This is a genomic window from Peptoniphilus faecalis (assembly GCF_012976305.1).
GTDB classification, from domain to species: Bacteria; Bacillota; Clostridia; order Tissierellales; family Peptoniphilaceae; genus Peptoniphilus_A; species Peptoniphilus_A faecalis.
Genome location: NZ_JABDSR010000016.1, coordinates 13,356 through 33,461 on the forward strand (window position 1 = coordinate 13,356; position 20,106 = coordinate 33,461).

The following is a 20,106-nucleotide window of genomic DNA, read 5'->3' on the forward strand; positions in this document are numbered from 1 at the left end:
GTATATAGTACGATTTCTAAATTTATTCTCTAAGAGATTTTAAAAGTGTTATTTCTATTTTATGACCTTCTACATCTGTTGGTGTTTCGAGATAGAAGGGTAGATCTCTTAGCTTTTCATGATTTATTATTCTTTTTATTGCTTCAAGACCAATTTTTCCTTCTCCAATTTTTTCATGTCTATCTTTGTGAGCAAATCTTTGGTTTTTGCTATCGTTTAAGTGAATTGCATAGAGTTTGTCTAGTCCAATTGTTTTATCAAATTCATCGAGGACGTCATCTAAATTGTTTACTATGTCGTAACCTGCTTCGTGAATATGACAAGTGTCCATACAAACTCCAACTTTTTCTTTTAGATGTACTCCTTCGATTATTTTTGCGATTTCTTCAAATTTTGAACCAACTTCTGTGCCCTTTCCAGACATAGTTTCTAGCAAGACTATGGTCTCTTGGTCTTCTCTCAGTACAAAATTAAGCTGTGCAGAAATTATTTCTATTGCTTTTTCAATTCCCATTCCAGTGTGCGAACCGGGATGAAAATTGTAATAAGTGTTTTTAAAATATTTTAGCCTTTCTAAATCTTCTGCTAAAACTAGGTTTGCAAATTCTCGCACAGATTCTTTAGATGAACATGGATTTAATGTGTAGGGTGCATGGGCAAGCAGTGGACCAAAATTATTTTCTTCTGCAATAGTCATCAATTTATCTATGTCATTTTTGTCTAATTTTTTCATCTTGGAACCTCTAGGGTTTCGTGAAAAAAATTGAAAAGTGTTGGCAGAAATTGAAAGTGCTATTTCTCCAATGCTTGCATAACCCTTTGATGTGGAAAGATGGGGACCTATTTTAAACATATTACCTCTCTTAAATAAAATTAGTGAAATTTATTTTCACTGGGATCGTGGTATTTTACAACTTTGGCGGGTACTCCAACTGCGGTTGAGTTCGGCGGGATGCTATCTAAAACAAGGGCACCTGCGCCGATCTTTGCACCGTCGCCAATGACAACTGGTCCAAGGACAGTTGCACCTGTTCCTATTATAACATTGTTGCCGACTGTGGGATGTCTCTTTTTTTCTTTTTCATTTCCTGTTCCGCCAAGAGTTATATTGTGATACATATGACAGTTGTCGCCAATTTCTGCAGTTTCTCCTATGACCACAGCCATGCCATGGTCAATGAAGAGATTTTTGCCAATTTTTGCGCCGGGATGAATTTCGATTCCAGTTTTTTTCCTTGCCTTTTGTGAAAGCCATCTAGCTAGAGTGGTATGATTTTTTTCGTAAAAGTAATGAGCAATCCTGTGGGTGATCATTGCGGGGACAATGGGATACATAAATATTGCTTCAAATAAACTTTTACAGGCTGGGTCTTTCTTTAAAATAAATTCACCATAAGATTTTAATTCTTTAAAAAAGTTATTCATTTTTAAATAAGTCTGTAGACATATATCTTTCTGCGGTGTCAGGTGCAACGGTTACAATGTTGCCGCCAATTTCTTTTTGCATTTTTAATGCACCAACGACATTTGCTCCAGAAGATATACCTACTAAAAGTCCCTCGTCACGGGAAAGCCTCTTTGCCATTTCAATTGCTTCTTCTGATTTTACTCTAATAGTTTTGTCGAGGATTTTTTGGTCTAAAACTTTTGGAATAAAGTTTGCCCCAATACCTTGAATTTTGTGTCCGCCAGATTCTCCCTTTGTAATCATTGGAGATTCTTCTGGTTCAAGTCCCCATATTTTTATAGATTCATCCTTTGATTTTAAAAATCTTCCAACGCCAGTTACAGTTCCGCCAGTTCCAATTCCTGCTACGAAGCCATTGATTTCTTTTAGTTCACTATAAATTTCAGGACCAGTAGTTTCTTCGTGAGCAAGGGCATTGTATTTGTTTTCAAATTGGTTTGGCATAAAATAATTTCCTGTTGCGACTAGTTCCTTTGCTTTATCAACGGCTGCTTGCATCGCTCCTTCTCCAGTTAAAATTAAGTTTGCACCAAAGGCTTCAATTAATTTTCTTCTTTCTATGGACATGGAAGAAGGCATTACAATATTTACTTTGTAGCCAAGTGCTCGTCCTATCATTGCAAGGGCAATTCCAGTGTTGCCGCTAGTTGGCTCAACTATTTCCATTCCTTCTTTTAAGGATCCATCTTTAATTGCTCCTTTTATCATATAAAGAGCAGCTCTATCTTTAATTGAACCTGCAGGATTAGATTTTTCTATTTTGACAAAAATTTTGCCATCGCCAATTTTTTCTAACTGTACTAATTTTGATTTACCAATTGTTTCTAATAATTTTGTCATTTTTTCCTCCTAAAAAACAAATAAAAAAAGAGAGTACATGAATTCATATACTCTCAAAATCTTCTTAAAAATTAAAAAATTTTAATATATTGATTCACATTCAAATAAGTCCTATAAAATTTTTTATAGAACAACAACAGAATGTTTGGCTTTTGAAATTTTTAAAATTTTTAAAGTTTTTCATTTTTATCGCCTCATCAATATGCGTTAACTATACTATTAAAAATTTATTTTGTCAAGCTGAAAAATTTTTTAATTTTAAAGTGATTCACGTAAAATGTGATTTTAAATTTATATTTATGCTAAAAATTTTTAAAATTAAATAAATTCTCGAATTTTCTTGAATATAATAGGACAACTTAGTTATAATGTAATAAGTAAATAAAAAGAGGTGTTTTATGAAAGTTTCAGTAATCCTGGCAGCGGGAGAGGGAACGAGAATGAAGTCCAAAGAGCCAAAGGTACTTCATGAAATTCTTGGAAGACCCATGCTTTTTTATGTTCTAAATTCTTGTAAGAATTCGCAAATAGAAAAGAATCTTATAGTTGTTGGACACAATAAGGAAAAGGTATGTGACGCTTTTAAAGAAGATAAAGATGTAGAATTTATTGAGCAACCCATTGGCGATGATGTGCCCTATGGAACAGGTTTTGCTGTGTTAAATGCTCTTGATAAAATAGAAGACGAAGATACAGTTATTATTTTAAATGGTGATACTCCCATAATTTCTAGTTCAACTATTTCTTGTTTTTTGAAATTTCATGAAGAGAGAAATAATGATGTTACAGTTTTGTCGGCAGACATGAAGGATCCTAAAAACTATGGAAGAATCGTAAGAGATGAAAATGTAAATGTTGTTGCGATAGTAGAAGAAAAGGATGCAAATGAAAAGCAAAAGTTAATTCGTGAAATTAATTCGGGAATTTTTGCCTTTAAAGGTGCGTCTCTTAAATTTGCTCTTTCAAAAATCGATACAAATAATGCGGCAAATGAAATGTATATTACAAAGGCTCTTGAAATTTTAGTAGAAGATGGCAGAAAAGTTGATTCCTTTAAGTTAAGGGACACTAGAGAAATTCTTGGAGTAAACTCGAGATATGAACTTTCCATTGCTACGGAAATTCTGCAAGAAAAAATAAACAAGGAATATATGTTAAAGGGCGTTGGGATAGTTGATCCTAAGTCTACATATATTGAATGGGGTGCAGAAATTGAAAGAGATGTGATGATTTATCCCGGAACTCATATTGACAGATATTCTGTAATAAGGGAAGGGGTAGAAATTTATTCTTCTACAATAAAAAATTCTGAAATTGGCGAAGATGTAATTATTAGATCTTCTGAAATTGAGGATTCAACTATTGGAAGAGGAACTACTGTAGGGCCTTACGCTCACCTTAGACCAAATTCTAGGGTTGGAGAAAATTGTAAAATTGGAAATTTTGTTGAAGTTAAAAATTCAAATATTGGGAATGGTTCTAAGATGAGTCACCTTGCTTATATAGGTGATGCTGATATTGGCAGTGGTGTAAATATTGGTTGTGGTGTTGTTTTTGTAAATTACAATGGAAGGGAAAAGTTTAGAACAAAGGTTGGTGACAATGCCTTTATAGGTTCTAATTCTAATTTAGTTGCGCCAATAGTTGTGGAAGACAATGCCTATATTGCTGCGGGTTCAACAATAACTAAAGATGTTTTGAAGGGTCAGCTTTCACTTGAGAGGGCAACTCAAAGAAATATAGATGGATGGGTTAAAAGAAAGGGATTTGTCAAATAGGAGGACATAATAATGAGTACTGTTAATGGAGATATTGTAGTATTTACAGGCAATTCTAATTTGAGTCTTGTAGATAAAATTTGTGAAAACTTGGGAATTGAAAAGGGTGCTTGCACTGTTTCAACTTTTTCTGATGGAGAAATTTCTATTGATATTGGTATTTCTGTAAGGGGTAAGGATATTTTTGTTATACAATCTACTTCTTCACCAGTTAATACTAATTTAATGGAACTTTTAATTTTAATTGATGCATTAAAGAGAGCATCTGCTGGAAGAATTAATGCAGTTATTCCTTATTATGGTTATGCAAGACAAGATAGAAAGACTAAGGCGAGAGAACCTATTACGTCAAAACTTGTTGCAGATCTATTGACTAAGGCTGGAGCAGATAGAGTTGTTGCAATGGACCTTCACGCAGGACAAATCCAAGGTTACTTTGATATTCCTGTTGACCACTTGACAGCAATTCCTTATCTTGCAAGATATTTTAAAGATATTGTAAAAGAAGATGATTTTGTTGTCGTTTCTCCAGATTTAGGTGGAGTTACTAGAACTAGAAAATTTGCAAATGAATTAAATCTTCCAATTGCAATTATAGAAAAGAGAAGACCAAAGGCAAATGTATCCGAAGTTATGAATATCATCGGGGATGTTGATGGAAAATCTGTTATTTTAGTAGACGATATAGCAGATACTGCAGGAACTATTACTAAGGCAGCTGATGCATTAAAATCAAGAGGAGCAAAGTATGTTTACGGTGCTGCAACTCACGGCGTATTATCCGGTCCTGCAATTGAAAGGATTAAAAATTCATCTCTTGAAAAATTTGTAATCACTGATACAATTGAAATTCCAGAAGAAAAGAAAATTGACAAAATTGATGTTGTGTCTGTTGCTCCAATTTTTGCATCAGCAATTAGGAGAATTAACACTTCAACATCAGTTAGTGAAATGTTTGAATAGGGTGATTTAGTGTATATAATAGCAGGTCTTGGAAATCCTGGAAAAAAATACGAGGATACAAGACACAATATTGGATTTAAGACTATTGATGCACTTGCCGATAAATTAAATATAAAAGTTAATAAGATTAAATTTAAGGGGCTTGTGGGTGAAGGGAGAATAGCAGCAGAGAGAGTTATTCTCCTAAAGCCCCATACTTTTATGAACAATTCCGGTGAGTCAATAGTTGAAATTTTAAATTTTTACAAATTAAAACCAGAGGATTTAATAGTAGTAGTAGACGACATAGACATTGAGTTTGCACAGTTGAAAATAAAAAAGAATGGATCTGCTGGCACACACAATGGGCTCAAGTCAATTGTAAATTTAACAGGAAGTAAAAATTTTGCCAGATTTAAAGTTGGAGTTGGTAAAAAGCATCCCAACGAGGATTTGGCAAGTTTTGTACTGTCCACTTTTCCTTCAAAGGATAAAAAACATATTGAAGACGCAATAGATGCCTGTGCCGATGCAATTATTGAGGCTGTGGATAGAGGCATTGATGCTTCTATGAATTCTTATAACAATAATATTTATTGAGGTGGAAGTTGAATTTTTTAATAGATAGTGTTAAAAATTTAAAATCCTTTAAGGAGCTAAGTAGTTCAATAAAAAACTCAAAGAACACTGCAGTCTTTGGTTCAGAGGAAGCGGTGCTCTCTCTTTTTGCGCCTGCATTTAATGATATTGGCAAAAAAGTATGTGTAATTTCACAAAATAGAGTGACTGCGAGAAAAACTTATGAAGATATTTCAAGTATTTCTAGTGAAAATTGCGTTTTATATCCAGAAAAGGATGTGTTTTTCTACGATAAAGACTCAAAGTCAAAGGAAAATACAAAGAAAAGGCTAGAGGCAATGGCTGAAGTTTCAAAGGGCAGTGCAAGTATTGTCGTAACTACGCTAAATGCACTTACAGCAAAGATCACTAAAAAAGAAATTTTTTCAAGTTATAAAATAAATATTAAGTCTCAGTCCCAAGTTTCTTTAGAGGACTTGAAGGACAAGCTTACAGAAATGGGATATGAAAGATTTCCAAGCGTTGAAGGAGTGGGACAATTTTCCATAAGAGGTTCTATAATTGACATTGCGACTTCTGATGCAAATTATAGAATTGAACTTTTTGACGACGAAGTTGATTCCATAAGAAGTTTTGAAATTGATAGCCAGAGGTCCATTGAAAAGTGCGAAGAGATAAATATCTTTCCCATAGAAGATTTGATTTTAAAAAGGGGTGAGAAGAAAAAAATTGCCGATAAGATCAAAAAAGATATTGCAAAGACAAAGCTTATAGGCAAAGATAAAGATAGACTTACAGAAAAGTTTTTAAAATATGTCGACAGACTTGAAAATGATGAAAATATACTAAATAAAGATCTGATCTTGCCCTATGTAGATGAAGAGGAACTTTCATCTTTTTTAGATTACTTAGATGATTTTATATTTCTAATTGACGAACCAAGTAGAATTGTTGAAAGAGAAGATGAACTTGTTGTAGCAAATGGAGAAAAATTTGCGGTTTTAATAGAAAATGGCGAAGTTACAAAGTCTCACGAAAAAACTTTTTACGATTACAAAGAGATTGTATACAAGCTAAATGAAAATGAAATTATAACCTTTAATGCACTTTTAAAACCTCAAAAGATGTTTAACCCAAAGGATATTGTGAACATCAAGGTGAAGAGCGTTACAAATTATATGTCAAAGATAAAGTTATTTAAAGATGACTTGGACTATTATTCTAAAAATAATTTTAAGGTAATTTTACTTGGAGCTACTGAAAAAAGAGCAAAGAGGCTTTTTGATCATTTAGTGGAACTTGGATACTCGCCAGAGTTTGCAAAGGAACATGGAGATTTTAGAAAATATGCTGATTTAGTTGTTACAACGGGTGCATTAAATGATGGAATTGAATTTTCTGATTCAAAAACAGTTTTTATAAATTATTCTGAAATTTATGGAACATTTTCTAAAAAGAAAAAAGCTAAGGTTTCTAAGAAAAAATCCCTTAACTTTGAGGATTTAAAAATTGGCGATTATGTAGTTCACGAGGCCCATGGCGTTGGCAAGTATATTGGCACGACAAGACTTTCGGTATCGGGAATACAAAGGGATTACATCGTCATAGAATATGGTGGAGAGGATAAATTATTTTTGCCAATTGAGTCTTTAGACTCGATTTATAAATATGTGCAAGAGGGCAAAAGAGCACCAAAAGTAAATAAATTAAATTCTCTTGAGTGGAAAAAGAAAAAAGCTCACGCAAAAAAATCCATTGACGACATGGCAGAGGAGTTAATAAAACTCTATGCAACTCGTGAAAACACTAAGGGCTATGCCTTTAGCGAAGACAGTCAGTATCAAAGAGAGTTTGAAGATGCATTTATTTACGAAGAGACAAGTGGGCAGCTAACTTCTTCTGAAGAAATTAAAAAAGATATGGAAAAGCCAGTTCCCATGGATAGACTTCTTTGTGCAGATGTTGGTTATGGCAAGACTGAGGTAGCACTTCGAGCTGCCTTTAAGGCAATACTCGATGGAAAACAAGTTGCCTTACTTGTACCTACTACAATTTTAGCACAACAACATTACAATACAATTAAAGAGAGATTTAAAAATTTTCCAGTGGGCGTTGGACTTTTGTCGAGATTTAGAAGTAAAAAAGATCAAAAAGCAGATCTTGAAGGCTTAAAAAATGGAAATATTGACATTATAGTGGGAACTCATAGGCTTTTATCAAAGGATGTACATTTTAAGGACTTGGGACTTTTGATAATAGATGAAGAGCAAAGATTTGGAGTTCGACACAAAGAAAAGCTTAGAATGCTAAAGGAAAATGTGGATACACTTACTCTTACTGCAACTCCAATACCTAGAACGCTACAAATGTCCATGATTGGAATAAGGGATATGTCTATAATTGAAGAGCCACCTGAGGAGAGATTTCCCGTTGAGACTTATGTCTTGGAATACAACAATTTAATGGTTAGAGAAGCAATTTTAAAAGAAATTGAAAGAGGGGGACAAGTTTACTTTTTATACAATAAAGTTTCAAATATGGAAAGTAAATTATTAGAGCTTAGAAAACTTGTGCCAGAGGCAACTTTTGCTATGGCAAATGGTCAGATGAGTGAAAAAGCCTTAGAAGATACAATGATTGATTTTATAGAGGGCAATATAGATGTTTTAGTATGCTCGACTATTATAGAAACGGGAATGGACGTTCAAAATGCAAATACAATGATAATTACAGACTCAAATCGCCTTGGACTTTCACAACTTTATCAGCTTCGTGGAAGAATTGGAAGGTCCTCTAGAATTGCCTATGCATATTTTACCTACGATAGATCTTCATCAATTTCTGAAGTTGCACAAAAGAGGCTTCAAGCTATAAAGGAATTTACAGAATTTGGCTCTGGGCATAAAATTGCAGAAAGAGATTTGGAAATAAGGGGCTCAGGTTCAATATTGGGCTCAAGGCAATCGGGTCATATGGAAAAAATTGGTTACGACCTTTATATGAAGTATTTAAGAGAAGCAATTATGAAGTTGAGAGGGCTTGAAGTGGAAGAAAAAATTGACACGACAATTGATTTAAAATTAGATTCCTTTATACCGAAGGAATACATTGAAGACGATAAAACAAGGCTTGAAATTTACAAAAAGATTTCCGTAATTGATAATGAAGATGCTTATTCAGATTTAGTTGAAGAATTAATCGACAGATTTTCTGATTTTCCAGATGAAGTTTCAAATTTAATGGACATTGCACTTTTGAAGAATAAGGCACAAAAGGCAAATATAAAGTCCATTATAGAAAAAAATGGCGAGTACAGAATAAAAGTTGAAAGCGAAGTTTCCCTTGAAGCAATCATGGAGCTCAACAATGAATTTAAAAATATTTCCTATTCCATGGGAGATGAAAATGAGATTATTTTAACCAATTTAAAATATCCCCTTGATGAGTTAAAGAAACTTGTAACTATTTTGCATTTACACAAAAAGGACACAAAATCATCTAAAAAGTAGTGTATAATAAAACTATTAATTTAAAATATAAATGAGGAGAGAAATATGAATTTTAAAAAATTAGGTAAAATAGCAGTGGCTATTACACTTGCAAGTTCACTAGTAGCTTGTGGTGCAAAAAAAGGAGTAGCAGCAAATGTTGGCGGAGTTGATATTCCAATGGAAGCATATTATAAATCTTATGCAGCAAGAGTAAATCAACTTACTTCAATGTATGGCGAAGAAATTCTTAAAAATAAAGAAGATGGTCAAAAATCTACTGATGAACTTTTAAGAGAACAAGCTATTACTGACTTAACTACTACTGAAGCATTAAAGCAAGATGCTGAAAAATCAAAAATAACAGTAAGTGATGATGAAGTTAATGAAAAGATTAATGAAATTGAAACACAACTTGGTGGAAAAGAAGCTTTTGATACATTTTTAAAACAAAATGGACTCCCAAGAGATTACGTTGCTGAAAATATGAAAAATCAAATGTTAGTGGGAAAATGGACTCAAGAAAAAACTAAAGAATTAACTCCAAGTGATGATGAAGTTAAAAAATATTATGAAGACAACAAAGATAAATACTTTAAAGCTAAGGCATCTCACATTTTAGTTAATGATTTAAAAGAAGCTAATGTTCTTAGAAAACAAATCCTAAAGGGAGAAGATTTTGCTAAAGTGGCAAAAGAAAATTCAAAGGATACTGGAAGTGCTAAAAATGGAGGATCACTTGGCGAATTTACAAGTGGTCAAATGGTAAAAGAATTTGACGAAGAAATTGCAAAGATGAAGGCAGGAGATATTTCTGAACCAATTAAAACTCAATTTGGCTACCATATTATTAAACTTGATGAAAAAACTCCCCTTGAATTTGACGCAGTAAAAGATCAAGTTAAGGCTACACTTCAACAAGAAAAATTTAAAGAATATGTAGATAAGGTTAAGAAAGATGCAAAAATAAAAGTTTATGTTAATACTAAAAAAGAAGTTGAACTTCCTGATGAATTTAAAAACTTTGGAAAAATAGAAAAAGAAGAAAATTCAAAAGCTAATAGTGCAGAAAATACAAAGACAAATGCAGACAACAAGACTACAGGAAAAGAAAATGCCAAGGCAGAAAATAAAACTGTAGAAAAGGAAAATGCTAAAGTAGAAAATAAAACTAAATAATTATTGAAATTTAATAAGTTTTAATTTATAATTAAAAAACCTGTGTTGAGAAATTCTAATAAAGTTTAGCTAGTCTCATTCAGGTTTTTCTTTTATTAAGTTTTTGTAAATTAAAAAAAATATAGAATTAATCCTCTATAATTAAATATAATTTTATAAATCTGTTATAATAAAATAAAGTTATTTCAATAGTGAGGTGAAGTCATGAGCTTTTCATCTGAAGTCAAGAATGAGGTTGCGAAGATAAAAGTTGACAATTATGAAATCATTCTTTCTGAACTTGCAGGTATAACGCCAATGTGTGGAGTTTTAAATTTTAAAAACAATAAGATTTCTATGGAGTATATAACAGAAAATGCATCAGTGGCTAGAAGAGTTTTTACTTTTTTGAGAAGATCTTTTGGCTTTGATGTGGAAGTAAAAAATGCAAAATCCACTCAGCTTAAAAAAAATGTATTTATTATATATATCTCTCAAGATGAGTCTTGCAGGTTATTGCTTGATGAGTTAAAATATATAAAAGGTGCAAGCGTATTTATGATTAGTTATGTGCCCACTGATCTCATAAAAACTGTGAATGAGAAGAAGGCATATATACGCGGTGCTTTTTTGGGTGCAGGTTCTATTACAGATCCAAAAAAAGGATATCATTTGGAATTTGTTTCTGAAAACGAATCTAATGCATATTTTTTGATGGATGTAATTAATGAATTTGGATTCACTTCAAAGATTATTATGAGAAAGGAAAAATACATAGTCTACATTAAGGATTCTGAACAAATTTCGGATATTCTATCTCTTATTGGTGCTTATAACTCTGTTTTGAAATACGAAAACATTAGGGTTATAAAAGAAATGAGAAATAATGTCAACAGAATTGTAAATTGCGAAACTGCAAATTTAAATAAAACTGTTAAATCATCCTATGATCAAGTGGAGGACATTAAATTAATTGATAGAGAAATTGGTTTGGAGAATATAGATGATGATCTTAAAAAGGTTGCAACATTAAGACTTAATAATAGGTCCATGAGTTTAAATGACATTGCTAATTCAATAGATCCTAAAGTCTCAAAGTCCACTGTTAATTATAGATTTAAAAAACTTAGAAAAATTGCTAACAATTTGAGGGGTGTATGAAATGATAAATAAAAAGGTTGTACTTAATAATAGCGAAGGGCTTCACGCAAGAGCGGCTGCACTTTTTGTGAGAGAAGCAAATAAATTTGCTTCTGACATAAATTTAGAAGCGCATGGCGACAGGGTTAATGGCAAGAGTATAATTGGAATTATGTCTCTTGGAGCTTTTAGTGGTGAAGAGATTATCATTGAAGCTGAAGGTGCTGACGAAGAAGAAGCCGTTGAGAGATTATCTCACATAGTTGAAAAAGAATTTATAAATCTTTAATATGCTTTTTAGAGTTTTGCTTTGGCGAAACTCTTTTTTTTGGTTCTTTGTCAAATAGTGTTGGTAGATAAAAGTGATATGGTTTATTGCCTAGACCATAAAGATAGAATCAATAGAATTAAAGACAGACTGTTTTCTATTTTTATAGATTCTTTAATTTCTTTAACTTCAGATTTTAAATTTTTCATGATATGCTTTGGATAAATGGCAACTGGAATAAGAACAATCTTTCCATTATCCTCTAAAAAGTCAAGGAGAGTAAAGTTGAAAGAATGAAAGTAAGTAATTGTAGTATAGTTATAATAGAAAAAGAATAATGAAATAAGCCTTGGAGATAATATCTTCAGGGGTTTTTATACTCTAAGGATAGTGAGTTATGGGTAGTAAGATACAGCTTTAGACTGCGAACAAAGTGTAAGGATGCAAAGAGAGATGTGCATTAGAATTTATTTGACTAAGAATACAAATTGTTAAACAGTATTGATGAAAAAATAAGTAAAGTACAAGAAAATTCGGCAATTTGTAAAATATTTTTGTTGATAAATTATTGGCACTATACTATAGAACCTTTTTCATATCCTTTTAATTAAACTAAGGTTTTGATAAAATATAGTTAGATAATTTTTTAAAATAATTTGATGTTTGTATAAAGATTAAAGGATGATTTTATGAATAAATTTGTGCATTTGCATTTGCACAGCGAGTATTCTCTTCTTGATGGTTCCACAAGAATAAGTCTTTTGCCAAAGAGGGTAAAGGATTTGGGAATGGATGCCGTTGCCTTAACTGATCACGGAAATATGTATGGTGCCATTGCCTTTTATAAAGCTTGTAAAGATGTGGGCATAAAACCAATTTTGGGCTGTGAGGTTTATATCTCAGAAAAAGATTTGAATATTAAGGATAAGTCCAACAAGAGATACCACTTGATACTTTTGGCAGAAAATAATGAGGGTTTTAAAAATATTATGAAAATCGTCTCCATTGGGTTTGTTGATGGATATTATTACAAGCCAAGGGTTGACAAGGGTGTTTTAAAAAAATATTCCAAGGGTGTAATTGCAACTTCAGCTTGCCTTGGAGGCGAAGTTCAAAGATTTATTTTAGACAGAAATTTGGAAGCTGCAAAATCTGCTGCAATGGAGTACAGAGAAATTTTTGGCGAAAATAATTTTTTCTTGGAACTTCAAGACCATGGAATGCCAGAGCAAGCTCGAGTAAACCGTGAACTTGTGAAAATATCAGAGGAGCTAGATATTCCTCTTATTGCTTCAAATGATGTTCACTACCTAGATAAAGATGATGCAAAGAGTCACGATGTGCTTTTATGCATTCAAACTGGAAAGACAATTAATGAAGAAGATCGAATGAAATTCCCATCAGATGAATTTTATTTAAAATCACCTGATGAAATGGCAGCACTTTTCCCTGAAAACAGGTCTGCACTTGAGAATACAGTAAAAATCGCCAATAGATGCAATGTTGAAATAAAATTCCACGACCTCCATCTTCCCGAATTTAATGTGCCTAGTGAATACACTCACGAAGAGTACTTAAAAAAGCTTGCAGTCGAAGGGATGTATTCTCGCTACGAAAATATAACAGAGGAAATAAAAAAAAGGTTTGAATTTGAATTTAATACAATAAAAAACATGGGTTATGTGGATTATTTTTTAATAGTATGGGATTTTATTAGATATGCACGAAAACATGAAATTCAGGTTGGACCGGGAAGAGGCTCAGCCGCAGGTAGCATGATTTCTTATTGCCTTGGAATAACAGATGTGGATCCACTAGAGTTTGATCTTCTATTTGAAAGATTTTTAAATCCAGAGAGAGTTTCCATGCCAGATATTGATATCGACTTTTGTTATGAAAGACGTGAAGAAGTTATTGAGTATGTAAATAGAAAGTATGGGGAATCCCATGTTGCACAAATTGTAACTTTTGGAACTATGGCTGCAAGAAATGCTATAAGGGATGTGGGGCGTGCCCTCGACATGAGCTATGCAAAGGTGGACTATATTGCAAAACAAGTTCCACAAGCATTAAATATGACAATAGATAAGGCACTGGAAATTTCTGAAACATTTAAGGAAATTTACGAAAGTGAAGAGGATTCAAGAGTTTTAATCGACATGGCATTAAAGCTAGAAGGTCTACCAAGGCATACTTCCACTCATGCAGCTGGAGTCGTAATTTCAAAGGATGAACTTACTGAATATGTTCCTCTAACTCGAAACGACAAAATAATTGCAACTCAATTTAACATGATTGAGCTTGAAGAGTTAGGTCTATTAAAGATGGACTTCTTGGGATTAAGAACTTTGACTGTAATAAGAGATGCGATAAATTTAATAAAAGAAAATGAAGGTAGGACTATTTCCTTTGAAAAACTAGATTATAAAGACTCAAATGTGTTAGAGATGTTTGCAAAATCGGAAACTCTTGGCGTTTTTCAATTTGAATCAAGTGGCATGAGAGCTTTTTTAAAGGAATTAAAACCTGATGAATTTTCTGATTTAGTTGCAGCAAATGCGCTTTTTAGACCAGGACCAATGAAGCAAATTCCAAAATTCGTGGCATCAAAACACGACAAGAGCAAAATTTCTTACATTCACCCAAAACTTGAGCCAATACTAAAATCCACTTATGGTTGTATAGTTTATCAAGAACAGGTAATGCAAATTGTACAACAAATTGGCGGATATTCACTAGGTAGAGCCGACATTGTAAGACGTGCTATTTCTAAGAAAAAAATGAAGGTAATGGAAGAGGAAAGGCAAAACTTTATTTATGGCAACGAAAAAGAAGGAGTTTGCGGTGCGATTGCAAATGGCGTTGATGAAAAATCTGCAAATGAAATTTATGATTTAATAATAGATTTTGCAGATTATGCCTTTAACAAATCTCACTCAGTTGCATATTCAGTGGTTGCTTATAGGACTGCTTGGCTAAAATATTATTATCCAAGGGAATTTATGGCAGCACAAATCTCAACTTATACAAATGATATAAAGCAAGTTAGCCTTTACATTGAAGAAATAAAAAGACTGGGAATAGAAATTTTGCCACCTAATATAAATTATTCTTTCAAGAATTTCACTGTTGAAAATAATAAAATTAGGTTTGGACTAAAGGCAGTAAAAAATGTGGGAAACAGTTTAATAGATGTAATAGTTAAGGGACGTGAAAAGGGCGAATATAAATCACTTAAAGACTTCGTAGATAGAATCAATGCAATTGACAAATCAGTGTTAAACAAAAGAGCTGTGGAGTCATTAATAAGATGTGGTGCTATGGATGACTTTGAAGGCAATAGAGCGCAGTACCTTGCAATTTATGAATCGGTACTCTCCTCTTCATCAAGCACGGCGAAAAACAATGTACTTGGACAATTTTCTATTTTTGAAAACACAAAGGTGAGTGAGGATCTTCCTGAGCTAAAAGATTTTAAGCAAAAGGATAAACTCGACATGGAAAAGGAAGTTATAGGAATGTATATTTCCGGTCATCCTCTTGATCCTTATAGAGAATTAATTGAGAAGAACACAAATATTAATACAAATCAAATTTTTGAAAAGTATAGAGAAAATCTTTTGAAATCAAGTAAAGTAAAAGTTGGCGGAATTTTAAAATCAAAAAAGACTATGATTACAAAGAACAACAAGATGATGGCTTTTGCAGCTTTAGAAGACCTCTTTGGCACAATTGAACTTGTAATTTTCCCAAATGTTTTTTCAAAATACAGGGATTTAATCGAAGATGAAAATGTAGTTTTTGTTGAAGGACATTTCCAAGAATCAGAAGTTGAAGAGCCAAAAATTTTAGTGGACAGCATCTCAAAGATAAAGATGCCGACTAAAGATAAATTATATATTTCCGTTGATTCCATAAAAAATGAAAATGTAGGCGAAATAAAAAAAATATTAAGGGATTATGAAGGTAACACTCCAGTAATATTTTTTGAAGAAAAAAGCAGAAGAGCCTTTGGAACTGATTCAAACATGTGGGTTGATTCTACATCCTTTGATGAGATTCAAAATAAATTGGCAGTGTATACTAAGAGCAGAGAGAAAATTATTTTAAAGTAGGTGTGTATGAGAATTGCAATTTTAACAAGTGGAGGCGATGCTCCTGGCATGAATGCCACAATAAGAGCAGTTACTAGGACTTGTATTTACGAGGGTATAGAAGTTTTTGGCATAAGTGGAGGTTATGAAGGTTTAATTGATGCAAAATTTGAAAAATTAGTTCAGTCTTCAGTTGCCGACATCATTCAAAGGGGAGGAACAATTTTATCAACTTCAAGGTCTGAAAGATTTATGACTGAAGAAGGTTTGGAGAAGGCGATAAATTCTCTAAAAATTTTTGAAATAGATGCACTTATTGTACTTGGAGGAGATGGGAGTTTAAGAGGGGCAAAGATGTTAAGAGATCGTGGAATAAATGTAATTGGAATTCCTTGTTCTATTGACAATGATCTTGCCTATACGGATTTTACTATTGGATTCATGACCGCAGTGGAAACTGTAACTGAAGCGATAAGTCATATTAGAGACACCACAGAAGCACATTGTCGTGCAAATATAGTTGAAGTAATGGGAAGAGAATGCGGCGATATCGCACTTTATTCTGGAGTTTCTTCTGGTGCAGAATCAATTATTGTGCCAGAAATACCTCTAGATATGAATGAAATTGCAGAGAAGGCAATTATGGGAAAGAACAGAGGCAAAAAGCATCACATAATTATTATGGCTGAAGGCTGTGGATCGGCTTTTGATTTTGCAAAAGAGTTTGAAAAATTTACGGGCATAGATACAAGGGTAACTGTTCTTGGTTACATCCAAAGAGGGGGAGCACCAAGTATTTTCGATAGAATTTTGGCATCAGAACTTGGATACTTGGCAGTAAAAGAAGCAAAACTTGGAAATTCTCTTGCCCTTGGTTTTAAAGATGGAATTGCAATAAAAATGAGTTTTGAGGAAATTTTTAAAATAAAAAAAGTTTTTAGACATGATCTACTGGATATACTAAAAATAGTTTCAATATGAGGTGAATATGAAAAGGACAAAGATTGTTGCTACAATTGGACCTTCAAGTGAAAGTGAAGAGATTTTAAAAAAATTATTCACAGAAGGCGTAAATGTAGCGAGATTAAATTTTTCTCACGGAAGCCACGAAGAACATAAAATAAAAATTGACAGAATAAAAAAAATAAGGCGAGAAATGGATCTTCCCATTGGAATAATGCTTGACACAAAGGGACCAGAAATTAGACTAGGCGATATAGATGGAGAAGTAAGCCTAGAATCAGGCGATGAATTTATTTTAACTACAAAGGATCTATTAGGCGACAAAAAGATTGCAAGTATTTCCTACAAGGAGCTTTACAAGGATTTAAAAGAGGGCGAAAAAATATTAATTGACGACGGACTTGTGGAGCTACAGGTAAAAAAAATTCAAGGCGAAGAAATTATTACAGAAGTAAAAAACTCTGGAGCAATTTCATCTCACAAGGGAGTAAATGTGCCGGGAGCAAATTTAAATCTTCCTGCTCTAACAGAAAGAGATATTGAAGATATAAAATTTGGAATAAGGGAAGATATTGACTTTATTGCAGCATCTTTTATTAGAAGTAGAGAAGATGTACTTGCAATAAGAAGGGTTCTAGAAGAGGAAAAAGATTACACTACAAAAATTATTTCAAAAATTGAATCCCAAAGGGCGGTAGAATTAATCGACGAAATAATCGAAGTTTCTGACGGGATAATGGTGGCAAGGGGAGATCTTGGCGTAGAAATTGAAACAGAAGCCGTTCCAATTGTGCAAAAAGAAATTATAAAAAAATGCAATATCGTCGGCAAAACTGTAATTACTGCCACGCAAATGCTTGATTCCATGATTAGAAATCCAAGGCCAACTCGTGCAGAGACAAATGATGTTGCAAATGCAGTCTTAGATGGAACAAGTGCAGTTATGCTTTCTGGAGAAACTGCAAGTGGAAAATATCCCATTGAAGCTGTTGTTACAATGAGAAAAATTTTGGAGTACACAGAAAAGACAATTGATCACGACGAAATTTTGAAAAACAGAATAAGAGATGTGGAAAATTCCATGACTAACTCCATTGGCAAGAGTGCCTGTGTAATTGCAAGAGATCTTCACGCAGAGGCAATTATTACTGCTACAACTTCAGGGAATACTTCGAGAGCTATTGCAAAATTTAGACCAGAGACGCCAATAATCGCATCAACACCCTTCGAAAAAATTAAAAATCAATTGAGCATTGTGTGGGGCATTATGCCAGTAAAAGTTTTGAACTTCAAAGACACGGACAATTTAATAGATGCATCCATTGATGTAGCAGTTGCAAAGGGATTTATAAAATCTGGCGACTTAGTTGTGTTGACAGCAGGAGTACCGGCAGGCATTGCTGGTTCCACAAATTTATTGAAGATCGAAAATGTTTCAGAAATTTTGGGACGAGGAACTGCCCTTGGGAAAAAGAAAAAGAAGGCACGAGCAGTTGTAGCTAATAGAATTGAAGATTTAGAAAAAAACTTTAAAACTAAGGACATAATAGTCTGCAATGGAACTGATGGCAGAATGATTTCTTATATGGAAAAGTCTTCAGGATTTATTACAGAAGAAGCAGGTTTTACATCAAATGGGGCTGTAGCGGCAATTTCTCTTGGCAAAACTGCAATTGTTGGTGTAAAAAACATCACAGAAAAGATAAAAACAGGAGATATTATAACAATTGATCCAATAGATGCAACTGTGAGAAGATAATTATAAACTATAAAAAAGACCTTTGTGATTAAAAATTATCACTAAAAAGGTCTTTTATTTTTGTATAATCGATTTTCTTTAAAATTTCTTCACGTTCCTTTAAATTTGAATTGAAGTTTTCGAATTTTACTTTAAACTTTTTTGACTCCGACATTAATTTTAAATTTGAAATCCTGTCAGATTCATTTAAATAATTAAAATAAATTTTGCTTCTCGCATCTAATGCACAATAAATCTTGTCGAGGCTCTTTGAAAGCCCAAGCAAATTGTTTAGAGTTAAAAGAAGATCTATTACGAAGATGAAAGTTAATAAAAAGGCTACTGAATTAATAATTTTATCTTCAGCTGCAGAGAAAAATAATAACATAACTGGTGTTAAGTATTTTACAATAATTATATTTGCCATTCCAAAAACTATTAAACCGTAAAGACACACTCTTCTTTTAATTTGAAAAGGATAGGCACCGTAATCCCACCATCTTTGGTGAAAAAATCTTTCCAATAAGTAACCAATGACATACTCAATTGTGCAGGACAAAAGTGCAGAATAAATAAAAATGTAAAAGCTTGAGTCAAAGTTTTTTAATATTAAATAGGATACAGTTGCACCAATGCCATAGATTGGACAAAAAGGACCAATTAAAAAGCCTCTGTTATAAATTTTATCTAGCTCAATTTTGGAACAAGGGAAACTTTCCCACAACCAACCTATAAAGGAGTAGATAAAAAATATTAGGTATAGTTCTGCAATTTTCATAAATTTTCAAAACCCACTTTCATAGATTTTCTCCTAACAGTTTCCACTATGGAAACATATTTGTCAGAATAAGTTACAATCCAAGATTCCAAATACTTTGGCGGAAGAATAGTTAGAGGAAACATGTGCTTGATTATAATGTCCTTTTCAATTCTATTTATCTTTAATTCACTCTTTGCATTTAAGTATGCCTTCATTGGATGAGTGAAACCATGGATCCAGCGTTCTTTCTTGCCATCATGCCAATCGTATAGAAAGTAATCGTGAAGTAGGGCACCCCTTATAAGGGAGTCCATGTCCACATTTAAATTGTATTTTTCTACAATTTCAATTGATTTTTTTGCAACAGAAATAACGTGATAATAGACAGAAGTATTTCCGTGTTGTATGAAATTTTTTGTTTCTTTAAATCTCGTGTTTTCATTTAAGAAAGCGATGATTTCTTCAAGTTTTTTTTGGTTATTCATATAATCTCCTGAGTATTATTCTATTATATAAAAGTAAAAAAAATTCAAAGTTTGTGTTAAATTTTTAATACATTGCAAATCTTATATTTCTATAGCAAAGGAGTTTAAAATTTTATTTTTTAACATAAAATTCGCAAAAAAATAAAAGCCATATTTCTATGACTTTTATATTGGTTCTTTGTCAAATAGTGTTGGTGAATAAAAATTAATGATATATGGTTTATGTCTTATGGCTTAAACCATATATTTTTTTATGGTAAAAACATAAAAAAATTCTCAATCTAAAATTATCAAAAGAACGGTAACCGTAAGAAATTCTTTTAATAACTTTGATCTTGTTGTTAATACCTTCAACCTTTCCATTGTTGTAATTAGTATTTAAAGTATTCTTAATCTTTTCTAAAT

General features: G+C 32.6%; 16 protein-coding genes. 10 read left to right on the forward strand and 6 right to left on the reverse strand.

Translation table 11 applies throughout. The features are described 5' to 3' along the window. Nucleotides 1–22: 22 nt before the first annotated feature. The 3 genes from HKO22_RS09380 to cysK are packed head-to-tail and all read right to left on the reverse strand — an operon-like array spanning nucleotide 23 to nucleotide 2,308. The gene (locus HKO22_RS09380) at nucleotides 23–853 is read right to left on the reverse strand and encodes a deoxyribonuclease IV (RefSeq protein ID WP_169970252.1); all 831 of its coding nucleotides are present in this window, start codon (nucleotides 851–853) and stop codon (nucleotides 23–25) included. Nucleotides 854–873: 20 nt separating this feature from the next. Next, nucleotides 874–1,425, reverse strand: a complete 552-nt coding sequence (gene epsC, locus HKO22_RS09385; RefSeq protein ID WP_169970254.1) for a serine O-acetyltransferase EpsC — start codon at nucleotides 1,423–1,425, stop codon at nucleotides 874–876. Beyond that, the gene (gene cysK / locus HKO22_RS09390) at nucleotides 1,418–2,308 is read right to left on the reverse strand and encodes a cysteine synthase A (RefSeq protein WP_075659341.1); all 891 of its coding nucleotides are present in this window, start codon (nucleotides 2,306–2,308) and stop codon (nucleotides 1,418–1,420) included. The genes epsC and cysK overlap by 8 nt, the downstream gene beginning before the upstream one ends. Before the next feature lie 398 nt (nucleotides 2,309–2,706). Here cysK and glmU point away from each other — a divergent pair, with 398 nt between their 5' ends. The 10 genes from glmU to pyk all read left to right on the forward strand — a co-directional run bounded on the left by glmU (nucleotide 2,707) and on the right by pyk (nucleotide 18,477). Further along, nucleotides 2,707–4,086, forward strand: a complete 1,380-nt coding sequence (glmU, locus tag HKO22_RS09395; RefSeq protein ID WP_169970256.1) for a bifunctional UDP-N-acetylglucosamine diphosphorylase/glucosamine-1-phosphate N-acetyltransferase GlmU — start codon at nucleotides 2,707–2,709, stop codon at nucleotides 4,084–4,086. A 12-nt stretch (nucleotides 4,087–4,098) separates the two neighbouring features. Next, nucleotides 4,099–5,049 (forward strand): ribose-phosphate diphosphokinase, encoded by a 951-nt coding sequence (locus tag HKO22_RS09400; protein ID WP_075659338.1) that lies wholly within the window; start codon nucleotides 4,099–4,101, stop codon nucleotides 5,047–5,049. 9 nt (nucleotides 5,050–5,058) lie between these two features. Then, on the forward strand, nucleotides 5,059–5,628 hold the full coding sequence (pth, locus tag HKO22_RS09405) for an aminoacyl-tRNA hydrolase (RefSeq protein WP_075659337.1): 570 nt from the start codon (nucleotides 5,059–5,061) through the stop codon (nucleotides 5,626–5,628). Between the two features lie 8 nt (nucleotides 5,629–5,636). Beyond that, the gene (gene mfd, locus HKO22_RS09410) at nucleotides 5,637–9,116 is read left to right on the forward strand and encodes a transcription-repair coupling factor (protein ID WP_169970257.1); all 3,480 of its coding nucleotides are present in this window, start codon (nucleotides 5,637–5,639) and stop codon (nucleotides 9,114–9,116) included. Nucleotides 9,117–9,161: 45 nt separating this feature from the next. After that, nucleotides 9,162–10,274 carry a peptidylprolyl isomerase gene (locus HKO22_RS09415; protein WP_169970259.1) on the forward strand — a complete coding sequence of 371 codons (1,113 nt, stop codon included), beginning with the start codon at nucleotides 9,162–9,164 and terminating at the stop codon, nucleotides 10,272–10,274. Between the two features lie 204 nt (nucleotides 10,275–10,478). Continuing rightward, nucleotides 10,479–11,414: a DNA-binding protein WhiA gene (gene whiA / locus HKO22_RS09420; RefSeq protein ID WP_169970261.1), complete on the forward strand. Its 936-nt coding sequence runs from the start codon at nucleotides 10,479–10,481 to the stop codon at nucleotides 11,412–11,414. A gap of 1 nt (nucleotide 11,415) precedes the next feature. Further along, entirely contained in the window at nucleotides 11,416–11,682 is a 267-nt protein-coding gene (locus HKO22_RS09425; protein ID WP_169970263.1) for an HPr family phosphocarrier protein, read from the forward strand. A 668-nt stretch (nucleotides 11,683–12,350) separates the two neighbouring features. Next, nucleotides 12,351–15,776: a DNA polymerase III subunit alpha gene (locus tag HKO22_RS09430; protein WP_169970264.1), complete on the forward strand. Its 3,426-nt coding sequence runs from the start codon at nucleotides 12,351–12,353 to the stop codon at nucleotides 15,774–15,776. A gap of 6 nt (nucleotides 15,777–15,782) precedes the next feature. After that, nucleotides 15,783–16,736, forward strand: coding sequence for an ATP-dependent 6-phosphofructokinase (locus HKO22_RS09435; protein ID WP_075659331.1), 954 nt, complete (start codon nucleotides 15,783–15,785; stop codon nucleotides 16,734–16,736). A gap of 7 nt (nucleotides 16,737–16,743) precedes the next feature. Beyond that, a complete protein-coding gene (gene pyk / locus HKO22_RS09440) occupies nucleotides 16,744–18,477 on the forward strand; it encodes a pyruvate kinase (protein ID WP_169970266.1) in 1,734 nt (577 codons plus the stop codon). Nucleotides 18,478–18,505: 28 nt separating this feature from the next. On the opposite strand, the gene HKO22_RS09445 is transcribed toward pyk, so the two are convergent. The 3 genes from HKO22_RS09445 to HKO22_RS09455 form a co-directional block, all read right to left on the reverse strand. Beyond that, complete coding sequence (locus tag HKO22_RS09445) at nucleotides 18,506–19,234, reverse strand: putative ABC transporter permease (RefSeq protein WP_075659329.1); 729 nt, start codon at nucleotides 19,232–19,234, stop codon at nucleotides 18,506–18,508. Further along, nucleotides 19,231–19,701, reverse strand: coding sequence for an HD domain-containing protein (locus tag HKO22_RS09450; protein ID WP_075659328.1), 471 nt, complete (start codon nucleotides 19,699–19,701; stop codon nucleotides 19,231–19,233). The genes HKO22_RS09445 and HKO22_RS09450 overlap by 4 nt, the downstream gene beginning before the upstream one ends. A gap of 220 nt (nucleotides 19,702–19,921) precedes the next feature. Next, nucleotides 19,922–20,106 (reverse strand): transposase (locus HKO22_RS09455; protein WP_169970268.1); only part of this gene is annotated, 185 nt, incomplete at its 5' end.

Bases quoted from the DNA above. Each gene is read 5' to 3' on its own strand.
- pyk (WP_169970266.1), top strand. From the start codon at position 16,744: ATGAAAAGGACAAAGATTGTTGCTACAATTGGACCTTCAAGTGAAAGT.
- cysK (WP_075659341.1), bottom strand. From the start codon at position 2,308: ATGACAAAATTATTAGAAACAATTGGTAAATCAAAATTAGTACAGTTA.
- HKO22_RS09425 (WP_169970263.1), top strand. From the start codon at position 11,416: ATGATAAATAAAAAGGTTGTACTTAATAATAGCGAAGGGCTTCACGCA.
- HKO22_RS09435 (WP_075659331.1), top strand. From the start codon at position 15,783: ATGAGAATTGCAATTTTAACAAGTGGAGGCGATGCTCCTGGCATGAAT.
- HKO22_RS09450 (WP_075659328.1), bottom strand. From the start codon at position 19,701: ATGAATAACCAAAAAAAACTTGAAGAAATCATCGCTTTCTTAAATGAA.
- glmU (WP_169970256.1), top strand. From the start codon at position 2,707: ATGAAAGTTTCAGTAATCCTGGCAGCGGGAGAGGGAACGAGAATGAAG.
- HKO22_RS09415 (WP_169970259.1), top strand. From the start codon at position 9,162: ATGAATTTTAAAAAATTAGGTAAAATAGCAGTGGCTATTACACTTGCA.
- epsC (WP_169970254.1), bottom strand. From the start codon at position 1,425: ATGAATAACTTTTTTAAAGAATTAAAATCTTATGGTGAATTTATTTTA.
- HKO22_RS09400 (WP_075659338.1), top strand. From the start codon at position 4,099: ATGAGTACTGTTAATGGAGATATTGTAGTATTTACAGGCAATTCTAAT.
- HKO22_RS09445 (WP_075659329.1), bottom strand. From the start codon at position 19,234: ATGAAAATTGCAGAACTATACCTAATATTTTTTATCTACTCCTTTATA.
- whiA (WP_169970261.1), top strand. From the start codon at position 10,479: ATGAGCTTTTCATCTGAAGTCAAGAATGAGGTTGCGAAGATAAAAGTT.
- HKO22_RS09380 (WP_169970252.1), bottom strand. From the start codon at position 853: ATGTTTAAAATAGGTCCCCATCTTTCCACATCAAAGGGTTATGCAAGC.
- HKO22_RS09430 (WP_169970264.1), top strand. From the start codon at position 12,351: ATGAATAAATTTGTGCATTTGCATTTGCACAGCGAGTATTCTCTTCTT.